12 protein-coding genes are annotated in these 18,293 nt (G+C 65.9%); 6 read left to right on the top strand and 6 right to left on the bottom strand.

Annotated features, from left to right (window positions below; all coding sequences use genetic code 11):
- Window positions 1–67: 67 nt before the first annotated feature.
- Complete coding sequence (gene pglX, locus QP089_RS41555) at window positions 68–3,640, bottom strand: BREX-2 system adenine-specific DNA-methyltransferase PglX (protein WP_285919870.1); 3,573 nt, start codon at window positions 3,638–3,640, stop codon at window positions 68–70.
- A complete protein-coding gene (gene pglW, locus QP089_RS41550) occupies window positions 3,637–7,935 on the bottom strand; it encodes a BREX system serine/threonine kinase PglW (protein ID WP_285919868.1) in 4,299 nt (1,432 codons plus the stop codon). The genes pglX and pglW overlap by 4 nt, the downstream gene beginning before the upstream one ends.
- A 193-nt stretch (window positions 7,936–8,128) precedes the next feature.
- Here pglW and QP089_RS41545 point away from each other — a divergent pair, with 193 nt between their 5' ends.
- The 6 genes from QP089_RS41545 (at window position 8,129) to QP089_RS41520 (ending at window position 13,545) form a co-directional block, all read left to right on the top strand.
- On the top strand, window positions 8,129–9,949 hold the full coding sequence (locus QP089_RS41545; RefSeq protein WP_285919866.1) for a DUF262 domain-containing protein: 1,821 nt from the start codon (window positions 8,129–8,131) through the stop codon (window positions 9,947–9,949).
- Window positions 9,946–10,923 carry a CBS domain-containing protein gene (locus QP089_RS41540; protein WP_285919864.1) on the top strand — a complete coding sequence of 326 codons (978 nt, stop codon included), beginning with the start codon at window positions 9,946–9,948 and terminating at the stop codon, window positions 10,921–10,923. Before QP089_RS41545 ends, QP089_RS41540 begins: the two co-directional genes overlap by 4 nt.
- A 433-nt stretch (window positions 10,924–11,356) precedes the next feature.
- A complete protein-coding gene (locus QP089_RS41535; protein ID WP_285919862.1) occupies window positions 11,357–12,073 on the top strand; it encodes a hypothetical protein in 717 nt (238 codons plus the stop codon).
- Between the two features lie 35 nt (window positions 12,074–12,108).
- A complete protein-coding gene (locus QP089_RS41530; protein ID WP_285919860.1) occupies window positions 12,109–12,423 on the top strand; it encodes a hypothetical protein in 315 nt (104 codons plus the stop codon).
- A complete protein-coding gene (locus QP089_RS41525) occupies window positions 12,423–13,106 on the top strand; it encodes a hypothetical protein (protein WP_285919858.1) in 684 nt (227 codons plus the stop codon). The genes QP089_RS41530 and QP089_RS41525 overlap by 1 nt, the downstream gene beginning before the upstream one ends.
- 91 nt (window positions 13,107–13,197) lie before the next feature.
- On the top strand, window positions 13,198–13,545 hold the full coding sequence (locus QP089_RS41520) for a hypothetical protein (protein WP_285919857.1): 348 nt from the start codon (window positions 13,198–13,200) through the stop codon (window positions 13,543–13,545).
- A gap of 16 nt (window positions 13,546–13,561) precedes the next feature.
- On the opposite strand, the gene QP089_RS41515 is transcribed toward QP089_RS41520, so the two are convergent.
- The 4 genes from QP089_RS41515 to QP089_RS41500 all read right to left on the bottom strand — a co-directional run bounded on the left by QP089_RS41515 (window position 13,562) and on the right by QP089_RS41500 (window position 18,159).
- Window positions 13,562–14,374: an excalibur calcium-binding domain-containing protein gene (locus QP089_RS41515; RefSeq protein WP_285919855.1), complete on the bottom strand. Its 813-nt coding sequence runs from the start codon at window positions 14,372–14,374 to the stop codon at window positions 13,562–13,564.
- A gap of 65 nt (window positions 14,375–14,439) precedes the next feature.
- Complete coding sequence (locus QP089_RS41510; protein WP_285919853.1) at window positions 14,440–14,763, bottom strand: hypothetical protein; 324 nt, start codon at window positions 14,761–14,763, stop codon at window positions 14,440–14,442.
- 14 nt (window positions 14,764–14,777) lie between these two features.
- Window positions 14,778–16,541, bottom strand: a complete 1,764-nt coding sequence (locus QP089_RS41505; protein WP_285919852.1) for an AbeC-like domain-containing protein — start codon at window positions 16,539–16,541, stop codon at window positions 14,778–14,780.
- Between the two features lie 202 nt (window positions 16,542–16,743).
- Window positions 16,744–18,159 carry a carotenoid oxygenase family protein gene (locus QP089_RS41500; protein ID WP_285919850.1) on the bottom strand — a complete coding sequence of 472 codons (1,416 nt, stop codon included), beginning with the start codon at window positions 18,157–18,159 and terminating at the stop codon, window positions 16,744–16,746.
- Between the last annotated feature and the right edge of the window lie 134 nt (window positions 18,160–18,293).

Raw genomic sequence — 18,293 nt, 5'->3', positions numbered from 1 at the left:
CGCTGGGAGGAACATGTGGAGGGGCGATCCGGGGGCTCTTCTTCCTGCGACTGCCACGTTTGGGCTTCTAGGGACGCCAATTCTTGAGGTCGCCGTCCGAGATTCCATACTCGCGCTGCTTACTCTCCAAGTACATGGTGTACGCATCGGCCGGACTCTGCCCGAACGCCGGATCAACCTCACCGTGCCACTGCCGCACCCACGGCAGTACCTCCGCGAGTCCAGCGAGCAGCGGCGTCAGCCGAGCAACATCCCACCCGTCCTGAGTGGCCCGCTCCTCGATCAACATCATGAGCGCCTGCGCCTGCTCCCGGTGATCCCAACCGGCCCACCCGAGCAGTATGGACGAGTCCCCGTCCGGCCCGCTCTTGGGATACGAGATGAACCGCTCCTTCGGCACGTCCAGCTTTCCACGATTCCGCCAGTACGACGACTTCAGGAAGTCAGCCGACGTGTACTTGGGAGGCACCGGAATGTCGAGCCGCTTGCCCGTCCGGTCCTCCTCGCGCTGCTGCTCCCACACGCCTTCCCACTGCGCCCGCTTACGCAGCCCAGACGGGTCCTTGTATCGAAGCGCCGTCAGATGCGGAACATGCTCGTCCCGCGTGATCTCCGCGATCACCTTGCTCAGATCCAAATCATCACCCGCATACAACCGGGCAATAGACACGAAGTCTTCATCCCGCCGGAGCTGGTCAGCAAGCTGGCTGACCGTCATTACACGCGGCTGCTCGGTGCCGTACTCATCGTCAGCAATCCACAGCGAACGCTCCTCGCACCGGTTCAGCAACCAAGACCGGAGCGCAATCTTCTCCTGTTCATTCCACGCTGTTCCTGCCCATCGCCGCTTATATTCTGGACGCTCAATAAGAGCGATATCCTTCCGTGCCTCGATTATCTCGATGCGCCTTTCGACGATTTTTTTATAATCCTCAGGCCAATGCCCGGGGATTTCGACTATTGGAGTTGCGTCATGACGCTCGAACCACTTGGTCTCAACTTCGCTCTCTTGAAGCTTGCGCGCCAGTACTATCTCAAAAGCGCGCTCTCCAAACTTCACATTCGGAACGCTTTCCAGCGCACAGGTGACTTCATCGTCAAGGATGTTAAACTGGCAATAGACTTTCCAGTCCAACTCCTCTTGCAGAGCTATAGCTCTTTCGCGAACTTTCCGGTTCCGGTCATGCAGTTCTTGAAGGTTGGCCCGAGTCGGAACATCTTCTTCACTGATCCGTGATGCGCTTGAATGCTCAAATTCTCTGGCAAGAGCATCCATTTTGATGCCCAACTCCACAGGCAATTGCTCGGGCAACGGAAAACGATCCACCTTTGTGGCACTGAACTGAAAGTTCCAAGACCACGGCTGATCGGCTATGCCGCTCGATGCCGTGGCATTAGCCTTAGTTTGACAGACTTGCTTCAACCAAAAGCACGCCACAGAGCTATTCAAAATCGCTAGGATTGCAGTATGAACACTGACGTCATCAGCGCTCTTGAGTTTGATTACCGGCGCGGTCTGATTATAGACACGCCCTCCTCGATCAAATGCGAAATGATTATGGCTTGCAATTTCAGCATAGGTCAAACTCAAGGGTGTCTCGTAGCGTTCTGGTATCCAGCGATACCAGGTCCACCATTGATCTTCACTGCTCAGTTGTTGCTCGCGACCGTCGAATCCTACCGTCGATTGAAGTATCCTCCTCATGGTCCAAAGGTGGCGCCCCCAGGCCGACGAAGGGGCATACCGCACCGGGTTTTGATCGTTTCCGTATGGCACCAGTGCGACATCTCTGGGAAGAATGCTCCAGTCACGAACAACGGCACCTGAGATGAGGGGTCGGGCCATAGGAAATTCGCAGGCGTTTCTTTTGGCCCATGCTTCTCCCAAAAAGAAGACAGCATCTTGCCCGGGAAAGCTACCAAATCCTGTTCGCCGAGCCAGGTGATCCTCGAGGCGGCGCGTGCCCGACTCAATCATTTCAAGCACCAAATTTGCCCCACCTCCGCTCAGAGTCCAAGGGTGTTTAGCGAAAAACTCCCTGCCGAGATCAACCACGCTGACCCATTCGCTCTCACTTCCAACTTCTTCAAGCTGAGCAGTTATGGCCTGCCAAACGGGGCCGCCCGGAGGATCGTCTTCACTACGTTGCATTCCCCGCAGTCCCAGCACGCTCCGTATCTTCGCCGTAGACTTGGGCCACCTCCGTCGCATAAAAAAGATGACAGAGGGAGTGCTGTTGCCGGGTATATCCGCCCCAGAAGCATCAATTACATGAGTCAGGTCTATTTTCGGCAAGAACTCTTCAATCAGCTTCTTGCCAAAAATTCTTTTCATGAAGGAGTTGGCTGTAATCTTCCCTACATATCCAGCTTCCGCCGAACGCTCGCTACCAAGCTTCGCTAGTTGCACGAACCGTTCCATAAACGGTACAGCTAGCGAGTACCGCCCTGAACATGCTTGATAGGCGCGGCGATAATTTCCACTTTCTTGAGGATCATCTACGCTAATGTAGGGTGGATTTCCGACCACGACGTGGTAGCTACCAGCCCCAAGGAGATCGATCGCGCCCTCACGCGCCTCGTCCTCGCTACTGACGTAGTCATAGATGTCTTCCGTGATGTAGGTATGTGTTTCAGCGGAAGAAAAAAGGTCTTCCTGGATGCCGGAGGCGCCGCGTCCGTGGAGGAGCGAGTCACCGGTGGCGACGATGATGGGGAAATCGGGGACGCGGGTGAGGGTGGTGACTCCCCCGGCCTTCATTGCGGCGGCGAGCATGCGGAAGCGGGCGATGTTGGTGGCGAAAGGATTCTTGTCGACACCGTGGACCGAGAGGAGCGTCCGGCGGATGAGTTCCCAGATGTCTGTGGCAGGCTCAGCGGTCCGCCACTTGTTGAGGATGCGGTGGAAGGCTCCGAGGAGGAAGTGGCCGGAGCCGCAGGTGGGGTCGATCAGGCGCAGGCCGTCCAGGCCGAATTCGTCCACGGCCGGCTCGAGGGTGTAGTCGAGGATGAACTCCTCGACAAAGTCAGGGGTCTGGAGCAGCGCGTACGTCTTCTTCGCGTGCTCGGAGAGGTCCTGGTAGAGGTCACCGAGGAAGCGGGTATCCCAGTCCGGGTCGGTGAAGTCGTGGACGATCTCGCCGTCCTCACCGCGGCGGCGCCAGAAGGCGAGCAGGGCCTTGGCGGTGGGGTGCGGGATCTCGATCTGCCACATGGGGTTGTGGGCTCGGTCGAAGAGCCCTGCGGCGACGGAGGAGCGGGACATCTCCTTGAAGCCCGCGAGGATCCAGTCGCGGTCGGTGTCGTGCGGGTTCTGGCGAATGTAGTCCGCCTGGCGTTCCTGGGCGAGGTCGAGCTTGTCGCCGGGGCCGGCGAGGAAGGGCATCTCGATCAGGCCGTTGTCCTCGCAGAAGCGGAGGAACACCGTCCCGAGAACCCAGGCGACTGCGGCCTGGGTCACGCGGTCGTCCAGCCACGTCTCGTAGGTGGCTGCGATGCGGCTCGCCTCGCGGGCCTTCTGCCATTCGCCATGCAGGCGGGCGTGGGTGTCTGCGTCGTCGGCCGCACGCTCCCGCAAGTTCCCTTCGAGGGTTCCGACCTGCTTCTTGAGGTCGGCGAGCAGCGCCTTGCGGTCGATCATGAAGCTCTCCCAGCGGACGATTCGTCCGGCTGCCCGAACAGGCGGGGCAGCACGAGGTGTTCGTTGTCGGTGTTCGTAGGGACGACCGCGTCGTCCAGTAGCGGCAGGTTCTTCGGGTCCGCCATCGGGCACAGCAGCCACAGCCCGTTCGGCGCCTCGTGCGGGTCGCGGGCCGCTTCGGCGAGGCGGGACAGCAGTTCGGGGCCGCCCTTGTAGCGGGCGAGGGGTGTCGCGTCGTGCAGCAGCGCCACGTTCGCGGTGGCGCAGACGGTCTTCTCCACTTCGGCGAACGCCTGCTCGATGAGCTGGTGGAAGACGGGCGGCGCGTCCGCCGGGTCGGCCTCCAGCATCGTGTCCCAGGTCGGCAGCTCGCGGGCGGCGACGACGTCGCGGAGGGCGCGCGTGAATTCCGTCGTCACATTGATGGGGGTGACGTCCGGGAACGCTGTGAGGGCGGCGAGCATCGCGTCCGCGTTGCGGAGGCGGGTCTTGAGGGCGAGGAAGCCGCCGTCAGTGACGCTGCCGAGGAGCCGCCGGGTGATCTGGTCGGTGGAGATGCGTCCGGTGGCGGTGGCCGTCCCGGGACTATGCCCACCACTGTAGGAGCGGACGGCGACGTCGAATCGGGGGTCGACGAGGCGCTTGCCGTCCTTGCTCCACTCGACTTCATATCCGGCCTTGCGGAGCGCCTTGTAGAGGGCGGCCGGGGTGTCCGGCAGGCGGGTCATGCTGGGGAAGCGGGCGAGGACGCGGCGGCGCAGGTCGGCGGCGGTGATGCCGGTGCCGCCGAGGTATCCGGCGATCTGTGCGAGTTCGAGCGCGCGGACCGGGTCGAGGTCCGTCGGGTACAGCTCGAGGCGGGCGGTGACTGCCGCGTTCGCGGACGCGGCGGCGGCCAGCGCGACGAGCGCCGTGTCGGGCAGCAACGGCATCCCGGACGGGACGATGACCTCGCGCAGCGTCCCCTGGACGGTGACGGCGCTGGGCAGCGGGTTGAGGCCGGCGAGGGTGTCGGCGCGCTGCCCCAGCTCTTCCGCGTAGTCGAAGAGGTCGGGGGCGTCCGGAAGATCAGCGTCCTCGGGGGCGCGCAGCGCGATGAGGACCTTCTTGCCACCGGGGCCGGTGCGGCGCTTGGCGAGGCGCGGCTCGTCCAGGCGCTCCTCGGTCTCGATGGCGACGCGCAGGGCGGCGCCGGCGACGGCGCGGCGGGCGGCGGGGTCCGCGAGGCCGCTCCCCCGCCGGGTCAGCAGCTCGGAGGCAAGCTGGTCGGCTTCGAGGACGCGTCCCTTTTCGGTGAGGATCGCGACGACGTCCTCACGGAGCGGCTTGATCGCGCTGTCGGACGTCCAGCGGCGGCGGGCGGCGGCGAGCGCCTGCGACACGTCCGTGGGCTTGATGCGCTTGTGATCGGCGATGTCACGCTGCGACGCCCACGGCTCCAGCGGTGCCTTCGCCCCGTCCGGGCCGGGCAGCGCGAGGGCGAGCGCGACGATCTCAGCGTCCTGCCCCTCTTCCTTGGGGACGAGGCGTCCGGCGATCTCGTCGAGGCTGAGGCGCTTCAGCCGCTCCTTGACGTCGGCGCCGGCGACGGAGACGTCCTCCCCCGCCTTGCGCTGGTCGTTAGCGACGGCGGCGACGGACTCCTTGGAGCCGAGGCGGTGCCGCCAGTCGCGACCGAGGCGCAGCAGCTCGTTGCGAGGGCCGGAGCCGATCCCCGCGTTGCGCAGCCGGTGGACACGGGCGGCCGGGACCGCCATCAGCTCCCCGACCGTCGACACCCCGAGCCCGTCGATCGCGGCGGACAGCGCGCGCGGCGACAGGCCCGCCTCGACCAGCTGCGTCTCCGCGGTGGCGGCGGTAGCCCGGGCCTCGCGGGCCTTAAGGACGTCCTCGGTGTCCTCGTCGGTGCTGCTCGGCGTGGACGGAGGCGCTGTCTGGTCGAGGGCGAGGAACATGCCGCGCCAGGCGTCCCGCATCTGCTTCAGCGACGCGAACCGCTTCCCGGCGTCGCGGTGCAGGGCGCGCTGGAAGAACGCGACGAGCGCGTCGCGCAGACCCGCGTCGAACCGGTCCTCGGCGATCTGCGGGACGGTCTCGGCCTTGTCGATGAACTCGGGCTCGGCCATGCCGTCGCCCCAGGACGGGCGTTCCGCGGAGGCCATCTCGTGCAGCGTCACGGCGATGGAGTAGCGCTCGGCGTGGTCGTCGTAGCGGGGGCGGCGGTCGGTGCCGACGAACGGGTCCTTGTAGTCGGGGGTGCCGGCCTTGACGGCGGTGTCCGGGGTGTCCGCCATGGAGAAGTCGAGCATCACCAGGCGGCTCATGTTGTTCGCCAGGCGGCGGATCGCAAGGTTCTCCGGCTTGATGTCGCGGTGCCGGACGCCCTCCTCCTCCAGGTAGTCGACCGCGTCGAACAGCTCGTCGCCGAACTTCTCCAGCTCGTCCGGGGACAGCCGACCCTGCCGCTTGATGTGCTCGGCGAGCGTGACCTGCCCGGCCTCCTCCAGCACGACGACCGTGCGGTCCGCGACCTCGAACGGGCCCTCGATCAGCCCGACGATGCGGGTGCTGCGCAGCCGCGCGAGCAGCGCCGCCTCCGCATGAAGGCGGTCGGACGCGGCCTCGGTCAGCGCCACCTTCAGCACACCGGTCTGCTTGCAATCGGGCGTCTGCCGCTCGGCGAGGAAGGTGCGGGACGTGGAGCCCTGGCCGAGGTTGCGCAGCACCGTCCAGCCGTTGACGACCGTGCCACGGACGGCGTCGAGCGGGTCCGCGTCGGGCTCGGCGTCCGGCGCGGTCAGCTCCTCCTCGACCAGGTCTAGGTACTCCAGGAACTCCTTCACCGAGTCGAACCGGTCGAACACGTCGAGCGCGGTGGCGCCCTCGATCACGTCGTCCATCTGCGGGGTGATGGACTCGTCGATCGCGGACGGGGTGAGCCGGTGCTCCTCCGTCAGCCGGCGGGCGAGCGCGCCGCGGCTGTCGGCGGGCGCGGCGCCCGTCATGATCAGGTAGCCGAGCGCGCCGAGGCCGAACACGTCCAGCGGCACGCTCTCGGCGTCGGCCCGGCCGAACTCGGGGGCCAGGTACGCCTCCGCGGACCGCTCGATGTGCCCGGCGGCCGTCGCGACGGCCCCGGCGAGCGTGGAGGTACGTCCGGGATGCCCGCCGTTCGACCCGCCGCCGGGACGGGCCGCGGCCTGCCAGTCGATGATCTTCAAGGTGGGGTCGTAGCCGGCGCCGTGGAAGGCGACGTAGACGCTGCGGGCGGCGAGCGCCCGGTGGTACAGGTGGCGGCGGTGCGCGTGAGCGACGGCCTCGGCGAGCTGCCGGATCATCCCGAGGCGGGTCTCGACGTCCAGGCCGTCGCCGTACTGGGCCATGTAGTGGTCGAGGCGCAGCCACTCGGGCCGGTGCGGGAACACGATCGCCGGACCCGCGTCATGGTCGTCACTGAACTGCTCCGCCTTGACGATCCCCGGATGGTCGATGCCCTGCAGGACCAGGTACTCGCGGCGCGCGGCGCGGCGCGTCGACTCCTGCGCCTCGCGGGACGCGCCCAGCTCCGACAAGTAGAGCCTTACTCGCCGGTGGTCACCTTCGAGAGCCGTGTTCTCGGCGAGGTAGTCCTCCCAGGTGGGGCCCGCGTCCATCGCCTTGGGCTCCAGGCGCCACGTCCCGACCGTCCGGTGCTTGCGGTAGCCCTGGATGCCGATGGCGTCCATCAGGTCCGGCATCTTGCGGGAGAACGTGAGCTCAGTGCGAGAAGGCGCGACAGGACGGCGCCTGCCGAGCAGGGCATCCCAGACGGGAGGCAGCCCGTTGTCCGCGGCGCGGGCGTAGACGCCGGTGCTCTGCACATCGTCCAACTCCGACCTCAACGCCGGGTCGGACAGGAACACCGCCGCCTGGATGAACGGGACCTTCAGCCCCTTGGTGTTCGTCCTGCGCAGCGCCCACTGGAGCTGCTCCTTGAGCTCCTTGGCCTTGCGGTCGGCCAGGTGCAGCGGGTTCTCGATCGTGCTGACCCGGCCCTGGTGGTGGAACATCCAGGTGCTGCCGGAGTTGACCAGCCGCCCCTGATGGCTCTTGATCTCGACCAGGAACAGCCCGGAAGGCGTCACCATCAGCAGGTCGACCTCGCGGACATGGCCGGACTTCGCGGTGAACGTGAAGGTCGTCCACGCGCGGTACGGGTCGGTCGTGGGCATGCGCTGCCGGATGAAGTCGAGGGCGTCCTGCTCCCAGGGGAACTCGGACCGCGCCCCCCACCAGCGGTTACCGCCCGTCGCCATCAGCCTGCCATCCCCCGGATCCACTCGTGCCTGGACAGGATAGGAGTCAGGACCGACAGTCCGCACCTCGTCCCGATCACGAACCGGCAACCTTGCCAGATGCGGCCCCGCACGCCCTGTACACGAGTCATGAGGCCCTTGACCGGTTTAACCTCGGACCACAACTCGACAACGCGCACCGAGGAGCGCCGGCGTGCCCTTCGAAACTCCCCAGTACCTGCTGAGCGAACTGGTCGAAATGGTCGATGACGGCCGGATCCAGCTGCCCGACTTCCAGCGCCCCTGGAAATGGGACGACGAACGGATCGTGTCGCTGCTGGCCACCGTCACCAGGCACTATCCGGTCGGAGTCATGATGGCGCTGGAGACCGGCGGACCGGGTACGCGGTTCAAGCCGCGTCCGCTCTCCGGGGCACCTGTGGGGCGCGTCGAGCCGGCACTCCTGCTCATGGACGGCCAGCAGCGCCTGACGTCGCTCTACCAGGCCCTCCACTCGGACGCACCGGTCGAGACGATGGACGCGCGCAAGAAGAAGCTGAAGCGCTGGTACTACATCGACATCGCCAAGGCCATCGATGACGACTTCGACCGCGAAGAGGCCATCCTGTCCGTCCCCGAGGACCGAGTTCTCCGCGAAGACTTCGGCAGGGGCGTCACCTACGACCTCAGCTCCCTGGAGAACGAGGCCGCAGCCGGCATCTTCCCGTTCCAGGCCATGCTGGACACTCAGAAGGTCATGGAGTGGATGTTCGCCTTTACGGCCGGCGATCCGGCCCGGCAGCAGCTCTGGACGAAGTTCACCTCTAAAGTGCTGAACAACGTCAACCAGTACCAGATCCCCGTTATCAGGCTCACCAAGGACACCCCGAAGGAGGCCGTCTGCACGGTCTTCGAGAAGGTGAACACCGGTGGTGTGGCGCTGAGCGTCTTCGAACTGGTGACCGCCACCTACGCCGCCGATCCGGCGTACTACGACAAGCACGGCAAGGACTTCCAGCTCCACGAGGACTGGGACCGGATCTGGCGCGACCTGGACACGAACACCATGCTGACGGCCCCACGCGCCGGACTCAGCAATACCGACTTCCTCCAGGCAGTCACCCTCGTCTCCACCTACTTCCGGCGGAAGGCTCGTCCGGCGTGCAAGCGCAAGGACATCCTCGAACTGCCGTTGGAGGACTACCTGGAGTGGTCGCCTCGAGTGGTCGACGCCTTCCACTGGACGGCCCAGTTCCTTCGCCGGCAGTGCGTCTTCAACGTCGGAGACATCCCGTACATGACCCAGCTCGTCGCGCTGGCCGCGATCCGGACGGTCCTCGGCGAGGAGACCGACTCCGACGAGGCGTACGCGAAGATCTCGCGCTGGTTCTGGTGCGGCGTGTTCGGCGAGCAGTACGGCGGGTCGCCCGAGACGCGGCTCCCCCGCGACCTGGAACAGGTCGTCGCCTGGGTGCGCGATGGACAGGAGCCCGCTTCGGTCGGTGAAGCCATCTTCCGTGAAGCGCGCCTGGACACGATGCGCAGCCGCAACAGCGCCGCGTACAAGGGCTTGTACGCGCTGGTCATGCGACAGGGCGCCAAGGACTGGACGCACAACCGGACGCCGATCGACGAGAAGATCTTCTACGACCACCAGGTCGGCCTCTACCTGATCTACCCGAAGAGCTGGTGCGAGAAGAACAAGGTCCCCAGGGAGCGGTATGAGAGCATCGTCAACAAGACGCTGCTGGCGCATCGGACCGGGCAGCTCGTCGGTCAGCGCGCCCCCAAGACGTACCTGCAGTCGCTGGAGACGGACACGGGCCTGCCCGCGAACTGGCTCGACGACATCATCGCCACGCACCTGATCGACCCGGCGGCCCTGCGCGAGGAGGACTTCAAGCGGTTCTACCAGGACCGCGCCCGGCAGCTCCGCCTCCTCATCGAGAAGGCGATGGGCAAGGAGGCGATCCCGGCGGCCCAGGCGCCCGAGTCCGCCGCCGATTACGAGTCCGACCCGGAGCTGGTGGCATGACGGCCCTTCCACCGGACCTGGAGAACGCGGCGGTCGAACCGGTCGAGCTGACCGTGGCCAAACTTCTTAGGCTGTTCGGCGAGCGCAACCGCGACCCGGAGATCGTGGGCCGGATCGAAAGCGTGCTGTCGGAGGCGGGCTTGTGCTGCGTACCCGGCCTGATCTACGGCCACCTGGACTCGTCACTGGCCGTGCAGGCGGCTGATGCCGCCGGGGAAACCTCTGACGCCGGTGGCGCAGATGATGCACCCGCACCCAAAGCACTGCGCATCGGCGACCTGCCGACCGCCCGGTTGCCCGAAGGGGCACTCGTCTCCCTGCACCCCGACGACGACCTCCCGCGCGCCCGGATGAAGATGCTGGAGAACCACTACTCCCAGCTGCCGGTCCTGTCCGGACCCTACGTGCTCAAGGGAGTGGTGAGCTGGCAGTCGATCGCGCTCGCCCATGCTAAAGGAAAATGCGAATCGCTGGCGGACGCGATGGACGAGGCACGCATCGTCCGCGCCGACGCGGAGCTTCTCGTCACCATTCCCGAGATCAATGAGTACAACTGCGTCTTCGTCCGCAACGAGGACGAGAAGATCTCCGGGGTGGTGACGCCCGCCGACCTGAGCCTGGAGTTCGGCAGGCTGACCGGCCCGTTCCTGCGGCTCGGCGAGATCGAGCGGCGGCTGCGCCATTGCGTCAACCGCATGTGCAGCACCACGGCCGAGCTCCGCGAGGCGTCCGGGAACAGCAAAGCGAAGATCGCCGACGACCTGACCGTCTGGCAGATCCAGCAGGTGTTCGCCAAACCCGACCGCTGGTCGCGCCTTGCGTGGGGGCTGCACCGGGAGGAGTTCGTGGCCAAGCTCGACGAGGTGCGCAAGATCCGCAACGAGGTGGCCCACTTCCGGCCCAACCCGCTCACCAGTGACCAGGTCCATAAGGTCGAGATCTTCGCGGGCCTGCTCAAGAACTTCATGCCGTGAGGACGTCTCGCGCAGGACTTGCTGAGCCTGCGGCTGCGGCTCGCCGGTGAGGGAAGGCTGGGCTCCGCTCCGGTGACCGGTGGGCGCGAACACGCCTCCGCGAGACGTCCGCGGCTGATGCTCGATCATGGGCTCTGAACTGCAGGCGGAACTCCGACTCGTCGGCCTCGGCGATCCACTCACGGTGTTCGCCAACGCTGGCCGGCAGGTCCCTGCCGAGGTGCCGCGGCCGAGCTGCTCACCGGTGTCTGCGTCGGGTGGCGGCCCGCGAGCCCCCGGCCGTTCTCCTTTGCTCGAAGAGCGAGTTCATCCCTCACAAAATAGCCCTACTTCGACATAACGTGACAGAAAGTATTGACATCATAACTCAGGGTGCTCGTTCGTGGTATTCTCGCAGCCACCCCCCGACTCGAAAAGCATAAAGTGGAGCAGCATGCCCGACGAATGCCTGCCTCGGCACATCGGTCAGCTTAATACGGCGCGCATGAATCTCACTCATCAGGTGCGCACGCTCAATGGTGTTCTGATACGGCAGACGCTCACTCGCACGGACAAGAACGATCTTGTCACGGTGACGATGAGTGGCCTCGGACGGGTCATCGCCATCGATTGCCGCTCCTCCGCACAACGGTACCCGCATCGCATCGGTGAAGCCGTTACGGCTGCCCTGGCAATCGCAAGGCAGGCGGTCGGCGAGCTCCAGTCGGAACTAAAGAGGGCTCTGCTGCCCGGGAGCGGCGATTGGCCTACCGCCGAGACGACCGCTGCGTGGCCGCGGATCGATTTCAATGCAGTGGCCTTCTCCGACGATCCTGTCGGACGACGAAGGCTGGCCCAGGCGGTGGACTCGTTCAACAAGCTCCAAGAAGTCCAAGCACGATGCCGGGGGACCGTCACCACACGCAAGATCGGCCGCGGCGCGGGCAGCGTCCAGGTCCACGGCCGCGACGGTGACATCAGGGTCGAGGTGAGCAGAAATGCGCTGAGGGATCTCGGTGGACCACGGCTCGGTGAGCAGATCGTCGCGGCCATCGACGAGGCGGTCACGGCTGCGGCGACCTCGCACCATCGGGAACTGAACCAAATTCCTGTCGGCGACGGCACGCTCGGCGAAATACTGCGCCACGCTTCCGAACAGATGACCAACTAGCCACGACTCAGAACGCACAAGAAAGACAAAGCCGCATGACGGATCACTACAAGGCGCGCCGGGAATATATTCGCGGCTACGCGGAAGACGTCCGGTCACACGCACCGCCGTTCCAACGCAGCGGAGACCACATCAGAACGGGATGCATAGAACCTGAGGCGTTCACGGCGAACGGCGAAAGGATCGCCCAAGCATACGAAGGTATCGTCGCCGATTACTCCTGGACGGCCTGGCGGATCGGAATGACCCTCGACAGGGTGGCCGAAGCTCTCGACGACGTCGCGAAGAAATACGGCAAGGCCGAGGCGCGCGCCAAAGACGCCATCGGCACCGTCGGGAAGCAACTCTGATGGCCCCTGAACCGACCCTCCCGCCGGACCTTCCTCCAGCAACGGTGTTTGCGCTCAAGCAGATCGCTGCGACGTACAATCCCGTTTACGAACAGATCGCCCGCTTGGTGAAGGAATACTGGGGAGATACCGCAGCGATCGACCGTGCCATCAATAGCATCTGGGTGCCGGAGGCGCAAAAAGCGGGCGACGCCAACACCCAACTCGACACTTCACTCGGCAAACTGACCGCAGCGGATGCCGACGACTACTGGGAAGGGGGTGCACGCCAGGCCTATGTGGACTGGCGCACCGACTTCAAAAGCGGGACGCTCGACAAGTACGCGGACAACCTATGGCAGATCAAAACCATGCTCGACGAGGTCATCGGCACGATCAACACCTGTCGCGATCATCTGGTCGCCATGATCATCGAGGTCGCCATCACGATCGCAGGTGCCGCGTCCAGCAACCCGATCGGTGTCGGTGCGGCCGTCGTCGCGGGCCTGTCCCTGGTCGGTACCTTCGCCAACTACCTGTTCAACGTGAGCAACGATCTGGACGCACACGGTCGCGCCATGGAGACCTTCCGCGAGCAGCAGAAGATCGATCGAGGCGGCGGTGTGGTGTCCAAGCCGTTCCGCACCGACATCATCGGCGACTGGGACAACTGGCAGCACAAGAAGCCGCTGACCGGCGACTGAGCCGAAAGGCGGGGCGGAAACGGTGAGGTACGAGCGTGGTTTGCAGAAATCCTATCGGCTCGCGCTTGTCTTGTTCTGGGCTGGTGGGGCGGTGCTGATCGTCGTCATGGCGACGGTGGCCTGTGTCACGGTCGGCGTGGCCAATCTCGCCTTCATGGTTCTCGCCCTTCCGTTCGCGTTGAACGCGTGGCGCTTTCATCGCGAGTCGGTCCAGCGCGATGATGACGGTGTTATCGTGCGACGGCTGAGGGATCGGCGAATCCTTTGGTCTCAGGTCTCTGAGGTCAAGGCTGAGCAAGGTATCACCGGAAGGCATATTGTCCTGGGGCTTCACAGTGGCAGAGCCGTCGTCCTCCCTGTTCCCTGTGACCTCGGTCCCGTGAAGGAGCGAGCCTTCGAGGAGAAGGCGGCTGCTCTGCGATCGTGGCGGAGCGAGTAGCCGGGAGTCGGGCGGCTCAGGTCGTCTTGGTGGTCAGGTGGGGGCCGGTCGGGCCGGCGAAGGGTTCGCCGCCGGGTGGTTGGTCGGAGGAGCTCGGCGGGGTTTCTTCGTTGTCGGAGCCCGGTGCTGAGGGCTCTTCGGACGGGGTCGGCTCACTCGTTTCGGGTGACGAGGGCTCCTCGGTGGGAGTCGACGGTTCTTCGGTTGGTGTGGACGGTTCCTCAGTGGGGGTGGTGGGCTGCTCGGTAGGCGTCGTGGGCTGCTCGGTCGGAGTGGACGGCTGCTCGGTCGGGGACGGTGGTTCCTCGGTGAAGCCCGGTTCGCAGTCGATGCCGTCATGGTCGCGGTCGATGTACCAGTTGTATTCGGGATCGATGCCGCGGCGATAGGGGCCATACCCGTGGGCGTTGGCCTCCTTGCAGGTGGAGAAGCGCGGGTCCAGGCCGGGACTCGCGGGTGGGACGCTGGGCGCGGCACCGTGGGCGGGCTCGCAGTCGACGCCGTCGTGATCGCGGTCGATGTACCAGAAGTACTCGGGGTCACGGCCCTTGACGTAGTCGTGGTAGCCGTGGGCGTTGGCCTCTTTGCAGGTCGGGAAGCGCGGGTCGAGGCCGGGTTGGCCCGGGGTGGGGCTGCCTGCGGCCGGACGGTGCGGGGTCGCCGGGGCGCCGGGGACGGTGGTGGTCGCCGGCGGGGACGGGGAGGCCGTCCGGGTGGGCTCGTTCTGCGTCTGGGACTGCTGTCCGCAGGCGCCGGCGAGCGCGGCGGCGGCCAGCCCGGTGAAGGCCACGGCCGCCCGCCGCCACGGCGGAACGGGATGTAGCGCCATGGAATGGGCTGTTCCACCTCAAAGGCCCCTTTAAGGGCATGGAACCTCAAGGTTCCCTCAAAGCGTCAAAGAGCGTCCATCAGGCGGCGGACGGCCTCGGCGAGCGCGGCGACCGGCGCCACGCGCGCGGCCAGCCGGGCGAGCGCATTGTCGCGGCGCTCGATGTCGCCGTCCTCGGCCTCGGCCTCCTCCCGTGCGTCGGCGAGGTCACGGCGGGCGCGGCGCGCGTCGGGCAACGCGGCCTCGTGCTCGTCGATCAGCGCCGCGACGCGGTCGAAGAGACTCGCGTCCGGGGACGGGGCCGCATTCTGGACCTGCGACACGGTGCGTCCCATGGCGACCTGGCCGCGGATCTGCGCGTCGTCGCCGATGTACATGCTGTCGGACATGCCGTCTCCCCTGGTCAGCCGGTTGCCTGCTGGTGGACGTGACCGCCGGGCGCGAAGCCCACCTGGCCGCTCACCGTGCCGCCGTTCATGATGAGCGAGTTGCTGATGATCGACGCGGTCTCGGCGCGGTAGGCGGACACGTCGATGTTGCGGTCGCGTTCGAGATGGTCGAGCAGCGCGGCGAGGACGCGGCGCTCGAACATTCGCGTGTGCTTGTTCACGTCCAACTTCTGGAGGAAGGTGCTGAAAGCCGGTTCCGCCGCGCGCTCGCGGACGGACATCCGGGCGCCGTAGTCGAAGGAGTAGAAGTGCCGGCGCCGTCGCGCCCGATCGCGGTGGAAGATCGCCCCCCAGCCCGCTGCGGCCAGATGGAACGGGCCTGCAATCGCCTCGCCGATGGCGCTGAATCCCGCTTGCCGGACCGCGTCCAGGACGATCTCCGCGGGTGTGAAGGACGGCAGCACGTCCACGACCTTGTAGTCCTTGCGGATCGGCGGCAGTGCGTTGCAGATGAACTGCGCGTAGAGCATGCGGCCCTGCACCGCCAGGTACAGGAAACCGGTGATCTGCACGCCTTCCTGTTTGGCCGGCACCATGTGGCGCCCCTGCGCGTCCGTCACCGATGAGCCGTGCGTTTCGAGGGTGATTCGCTGATAGCAGCGGACGTCCGCTTGCGGATTGCGGACGAGGACGTCGATGGCCGCGGCGCTCGCGAGCGAGAAGGGCCGCCAAGGGCCGTGGTCGATCAGCGGATGCCCGTCATAGCCGACGCCGGGGTGCGCGGGGTCAAATGGGCGACGTCCCTGCACGCACACCCCCTCAGCCACGACGTGGTCGCTGATCGACAGCCCGACGGATTCGTGGTGTGGCAGTTCGTCGCGCATGGAAACGAGCTTCTGCTCGATCGCCTTGCGCAGTTGGACAGGGTCGACGGGCAGCGCGGGAGCGCCCGGCCGCGCCGGCCGCGCCCGGTCCAGTTCGATCACGAGCGACCAGGCGCGCGTGCGGTCCTCGTCGACCCTGCCCGAGCCGATGAAGGGATTCTGACGGGAGTAGAGGGTGACGTTTCCGTATTGCGCGGCGCCGACCTGTTCGATGCGCTCCCTATTGGCCGCCGAGCGCACGCGCGGCTCGGTGGCGGCGCCGTCCGGGCCGAGCGATCGCAGAGTTCTCGCCGTGGCGAGCCGGTGGACGGCGGGAATCCCCAGTAGCAGTATGAGAAGGCTCAGGCCGCCGAGGAGCCATTCTGCCCGCCCACCTTGCCCGGCGGTTCCGATTTCCTGCCCTTCCAGCGCCGGGTCGGCCGCGCTCGCCGCCTCCAACACGGAAACACCGATGAAGACGAGGATCGGACCGCCGATGACGAGCAGCGCGATGGCGACGACGGCATGGAAACGACCGGAACGCCCCGGCAGCATGGCGACGGCTATGGCGAGGACGGTCAGGGCCACGAGCACGAGGACGGTGACGCGCCACGACAGGATGAGCGCGATCAGAATCACGCCCGTCAGCACCGCGTCCCTGATCAGTCTTGTTTCGCGTGCGTGTAGGCAATGCGCCAGCACCGGCCGGAGGTCGAACCCGTAGGACGGCACCACGGCCCGATGCTCCTCGTCCAGGAACTCGCTGAGGAGCTGCTGGGAAAGCAGCTCATCCCGGTAGGCAGCACAGCACAGGTAACGCGTCGCGTCCTGCATCGGGCGGAAGCGCGGCGGTGCCGAGGCGTGGGTGAAATAGCCCGATGGCGTCCGCGCGACACCGTTGCCATCAGTCGGCATCTGCACTCCCCTTATGAGCGACCTTGCGACCGAGACCAGTGAAGGGCCAGTGACGCAACGTGCACAACCGGGCTTACACCGGATCTTCAAAGGTGTTAACCACGGTTAATCAGGCACTCGGTAGGGGAACTCCGCGTTCAGGCTGGACATCGACTAGATGCCGCCCATTGGAGAAGGCCGCCGTCGGATTGGACCGCGCGAATCAGGACGTGTCGGCCACCCGGCTGGTGAAGGAGCCATGGAATCCCATGGGGATGTGATGGCGCAGGTGGGCGACGGCGACCGGCTCGGCTTCGACGTCGCGCGCGTCCAGGATCAGCAACCGCGAGCGATGCTCGATCGGGTCGTAGGCGAGGGTCAGCAGCCAGCCGTCCCCCTCGTCCGCATCAGCCGAGCGGGGCACGAACACCGGCTCGCCAAAACCATGCCCGGGCGGCAGTTCACGGGTCGCCCGGCGGCCGGTCGCGTGGTCGTACGCATGAATGCCCGTACTGGTCGCCGTCCGGCCGGCGAAGTATGTGTACCGGTGCGGGCGCCCCGCTTGCCGGACGTCGGCGTGCGGCAGTTCCATCGGGCCCGCGTACACCTCTTCCTCCTCGATCCGTCCGGACGGGGTGACGCGATAGCGCATCAGCGCGTCACCCCACGGGAAATCGCTGGTGCGGAAGTCGCGGAAACGTGTGGCCACCTGGTTCCAGTCGGCGAAGCGCACGAACTCCACCACGATGTCGTCGCCGTCCTCGAAGGCATTGACGAAATGGAATCCGAGCAGGGCCTCGTGCTCGATGATGTGCGCCTTACCGCCATCTCTCGGAACGATGGCGAAACATGTCGGCCGATGCGGCTCGTATGACAGGGCGTCCGCGATCGATCCGGTGCCGAACAGGATCGGCGCAGCCTTCGGAATAACCGGATTGATGACGAACACTAGATACCGGCGCGTGAGCGCGAAGTCGTGATTCCACGGACTGTAGGGCAGCGATATCCGCGGCATGTGGTGCAGCGTCCCGCCCGGATCGACCCGGTAACAGCGCAGGCTTCGCAGCCGCGTGAAGTCCATCCCGAAGTTGAAGAGCTCGCCCGTCTCCGGGCACCGTGACGGGTGCGCCGAGAAGGCCGACATCACCTTCAGCCGCCCGTCAAAGGAATGCTCGCCGAGGGTCTCCAGGTTGTCGGGATCCAGTCGGTACGGGCGGCCGCCCTCCCACAGCGCCAGCAGCTGCCCACCGTGCAGCACCACTCCCGTGTTCGCGACGTTCGCCGGCGGTCGCAGCATGTTGGCGAGCGCACCGCCCGGCCGTTGCGTGCCGAGCCCCCGCAGCCCGACGCGCCCTTTCCGCTGCCCGTAGCGGTAATGTTTCGTCCTTACATACCGGTTCCGATAATGGATCCGGCCGTCGCCCGGAAATGCGAACAACGACAGCATCCCGTCGCCGTCGAAGATGTGGTCGAGCAGGGTCTCCCCCACTTGCCAGCGCCCTGGACCGTTCCGATAGAGCGTCCCGACCAGACCGTCCGGAAGCTGTCCGTCGATCTCGCCGACCTCGTAGTCGTGCTCCTCGGCGAGCGCCTCGTAAAGCCCGTGCCACGCTTCGACACCCTCGACCGCTGCGGTCACGTCCGACTCCTCACCCGAAGAGGTCCCCAATTGGACAAGCGTGCCACATCCGCCATGCGTAGTTCAACAGCTAACGACTACCGCCCACCAGGCCACATCGCCGCATCCACCACACTTGATCACCATCGCCCACG

This window comes from Actinomadura opuntiae (assembly GCF_030283205.1).
Lineage (GTDB): Bacteria > Actinomycetota > Actinomycetes > Streptosporangiales > Streptosporangiaceae > Spirillospora.
Note: the sequence above shows the minus strand (reverse complement) of the source record. Positions and strands in the feature narration are given on the sequence as shown.

Excerpts from the sequence above, each read along its gene's own strand:
- QP089_RS41540 (WP_285919864.1), top strand. The coding sequence starts at position 9,946 with ATGACGGCCCTTCCACCGGACCTGGAGAACGCGGCGGTCGAACCGGTC.
- pglW (WP_285919868.1), bottom strand. The coding sequence starts at position 7,935 with ATGGCGACGGGCGGTAACCGCTGGTGGGGGGCGCGGTCCGAGTTCCCC.
- QP089_RS41535 (WP_285919862.1), top strand. The coding sequence starts at position 11,357 with ATGCCCGACGAATGCCTGCCTCGGCACATCGGTCAGCTTAATACGGCG.
- QP089_RS41515 (WP_285919855.1), bottom strand. The coding sequence starts at position 14,374 with ATGGCGCTACATCCCGTTCCGCCGTGGCGGCGGGCGGCCGTGGCCTTC.
- QP089_RS41510 (WP_285919853.1), bottom strand. The coding sequence starts at position 14,763 with ATGTCCGACAGCATGTACATCGGCGACGACGCGCAGATCCGCGGCCAG.
- pglX (WP_285919870.1), bottom strand. The coding sequence starts at position 3,640 with ATGATCGACCGCAAGGCGCTGCTCGCCGACCTCAAGAAGCAGGTCGGA.
- QP089_RS41525 (WP_285919858.1), top strand. The coding sequence starts at position 12,423 with ATGGCCCCTGAACCGACCCTCCCGCCGGACCTTCCTCCAGCAACGGTG.
- QP089_RS41530 (WP_285919860.1), top strand. The coding sequence starts at position 12,109 with ATGACGGATCACTACAAGGCGCGCCGGGAATATATTCGCGGCTACGCG.
- QP089_RS41505 (WP_285919852.1), bottom strand. The coding sequence starts at position 16,541 with ATGCCGACTGATGGCAACGGTGTCGCGCGGACGCCATCGGGCTATTTC.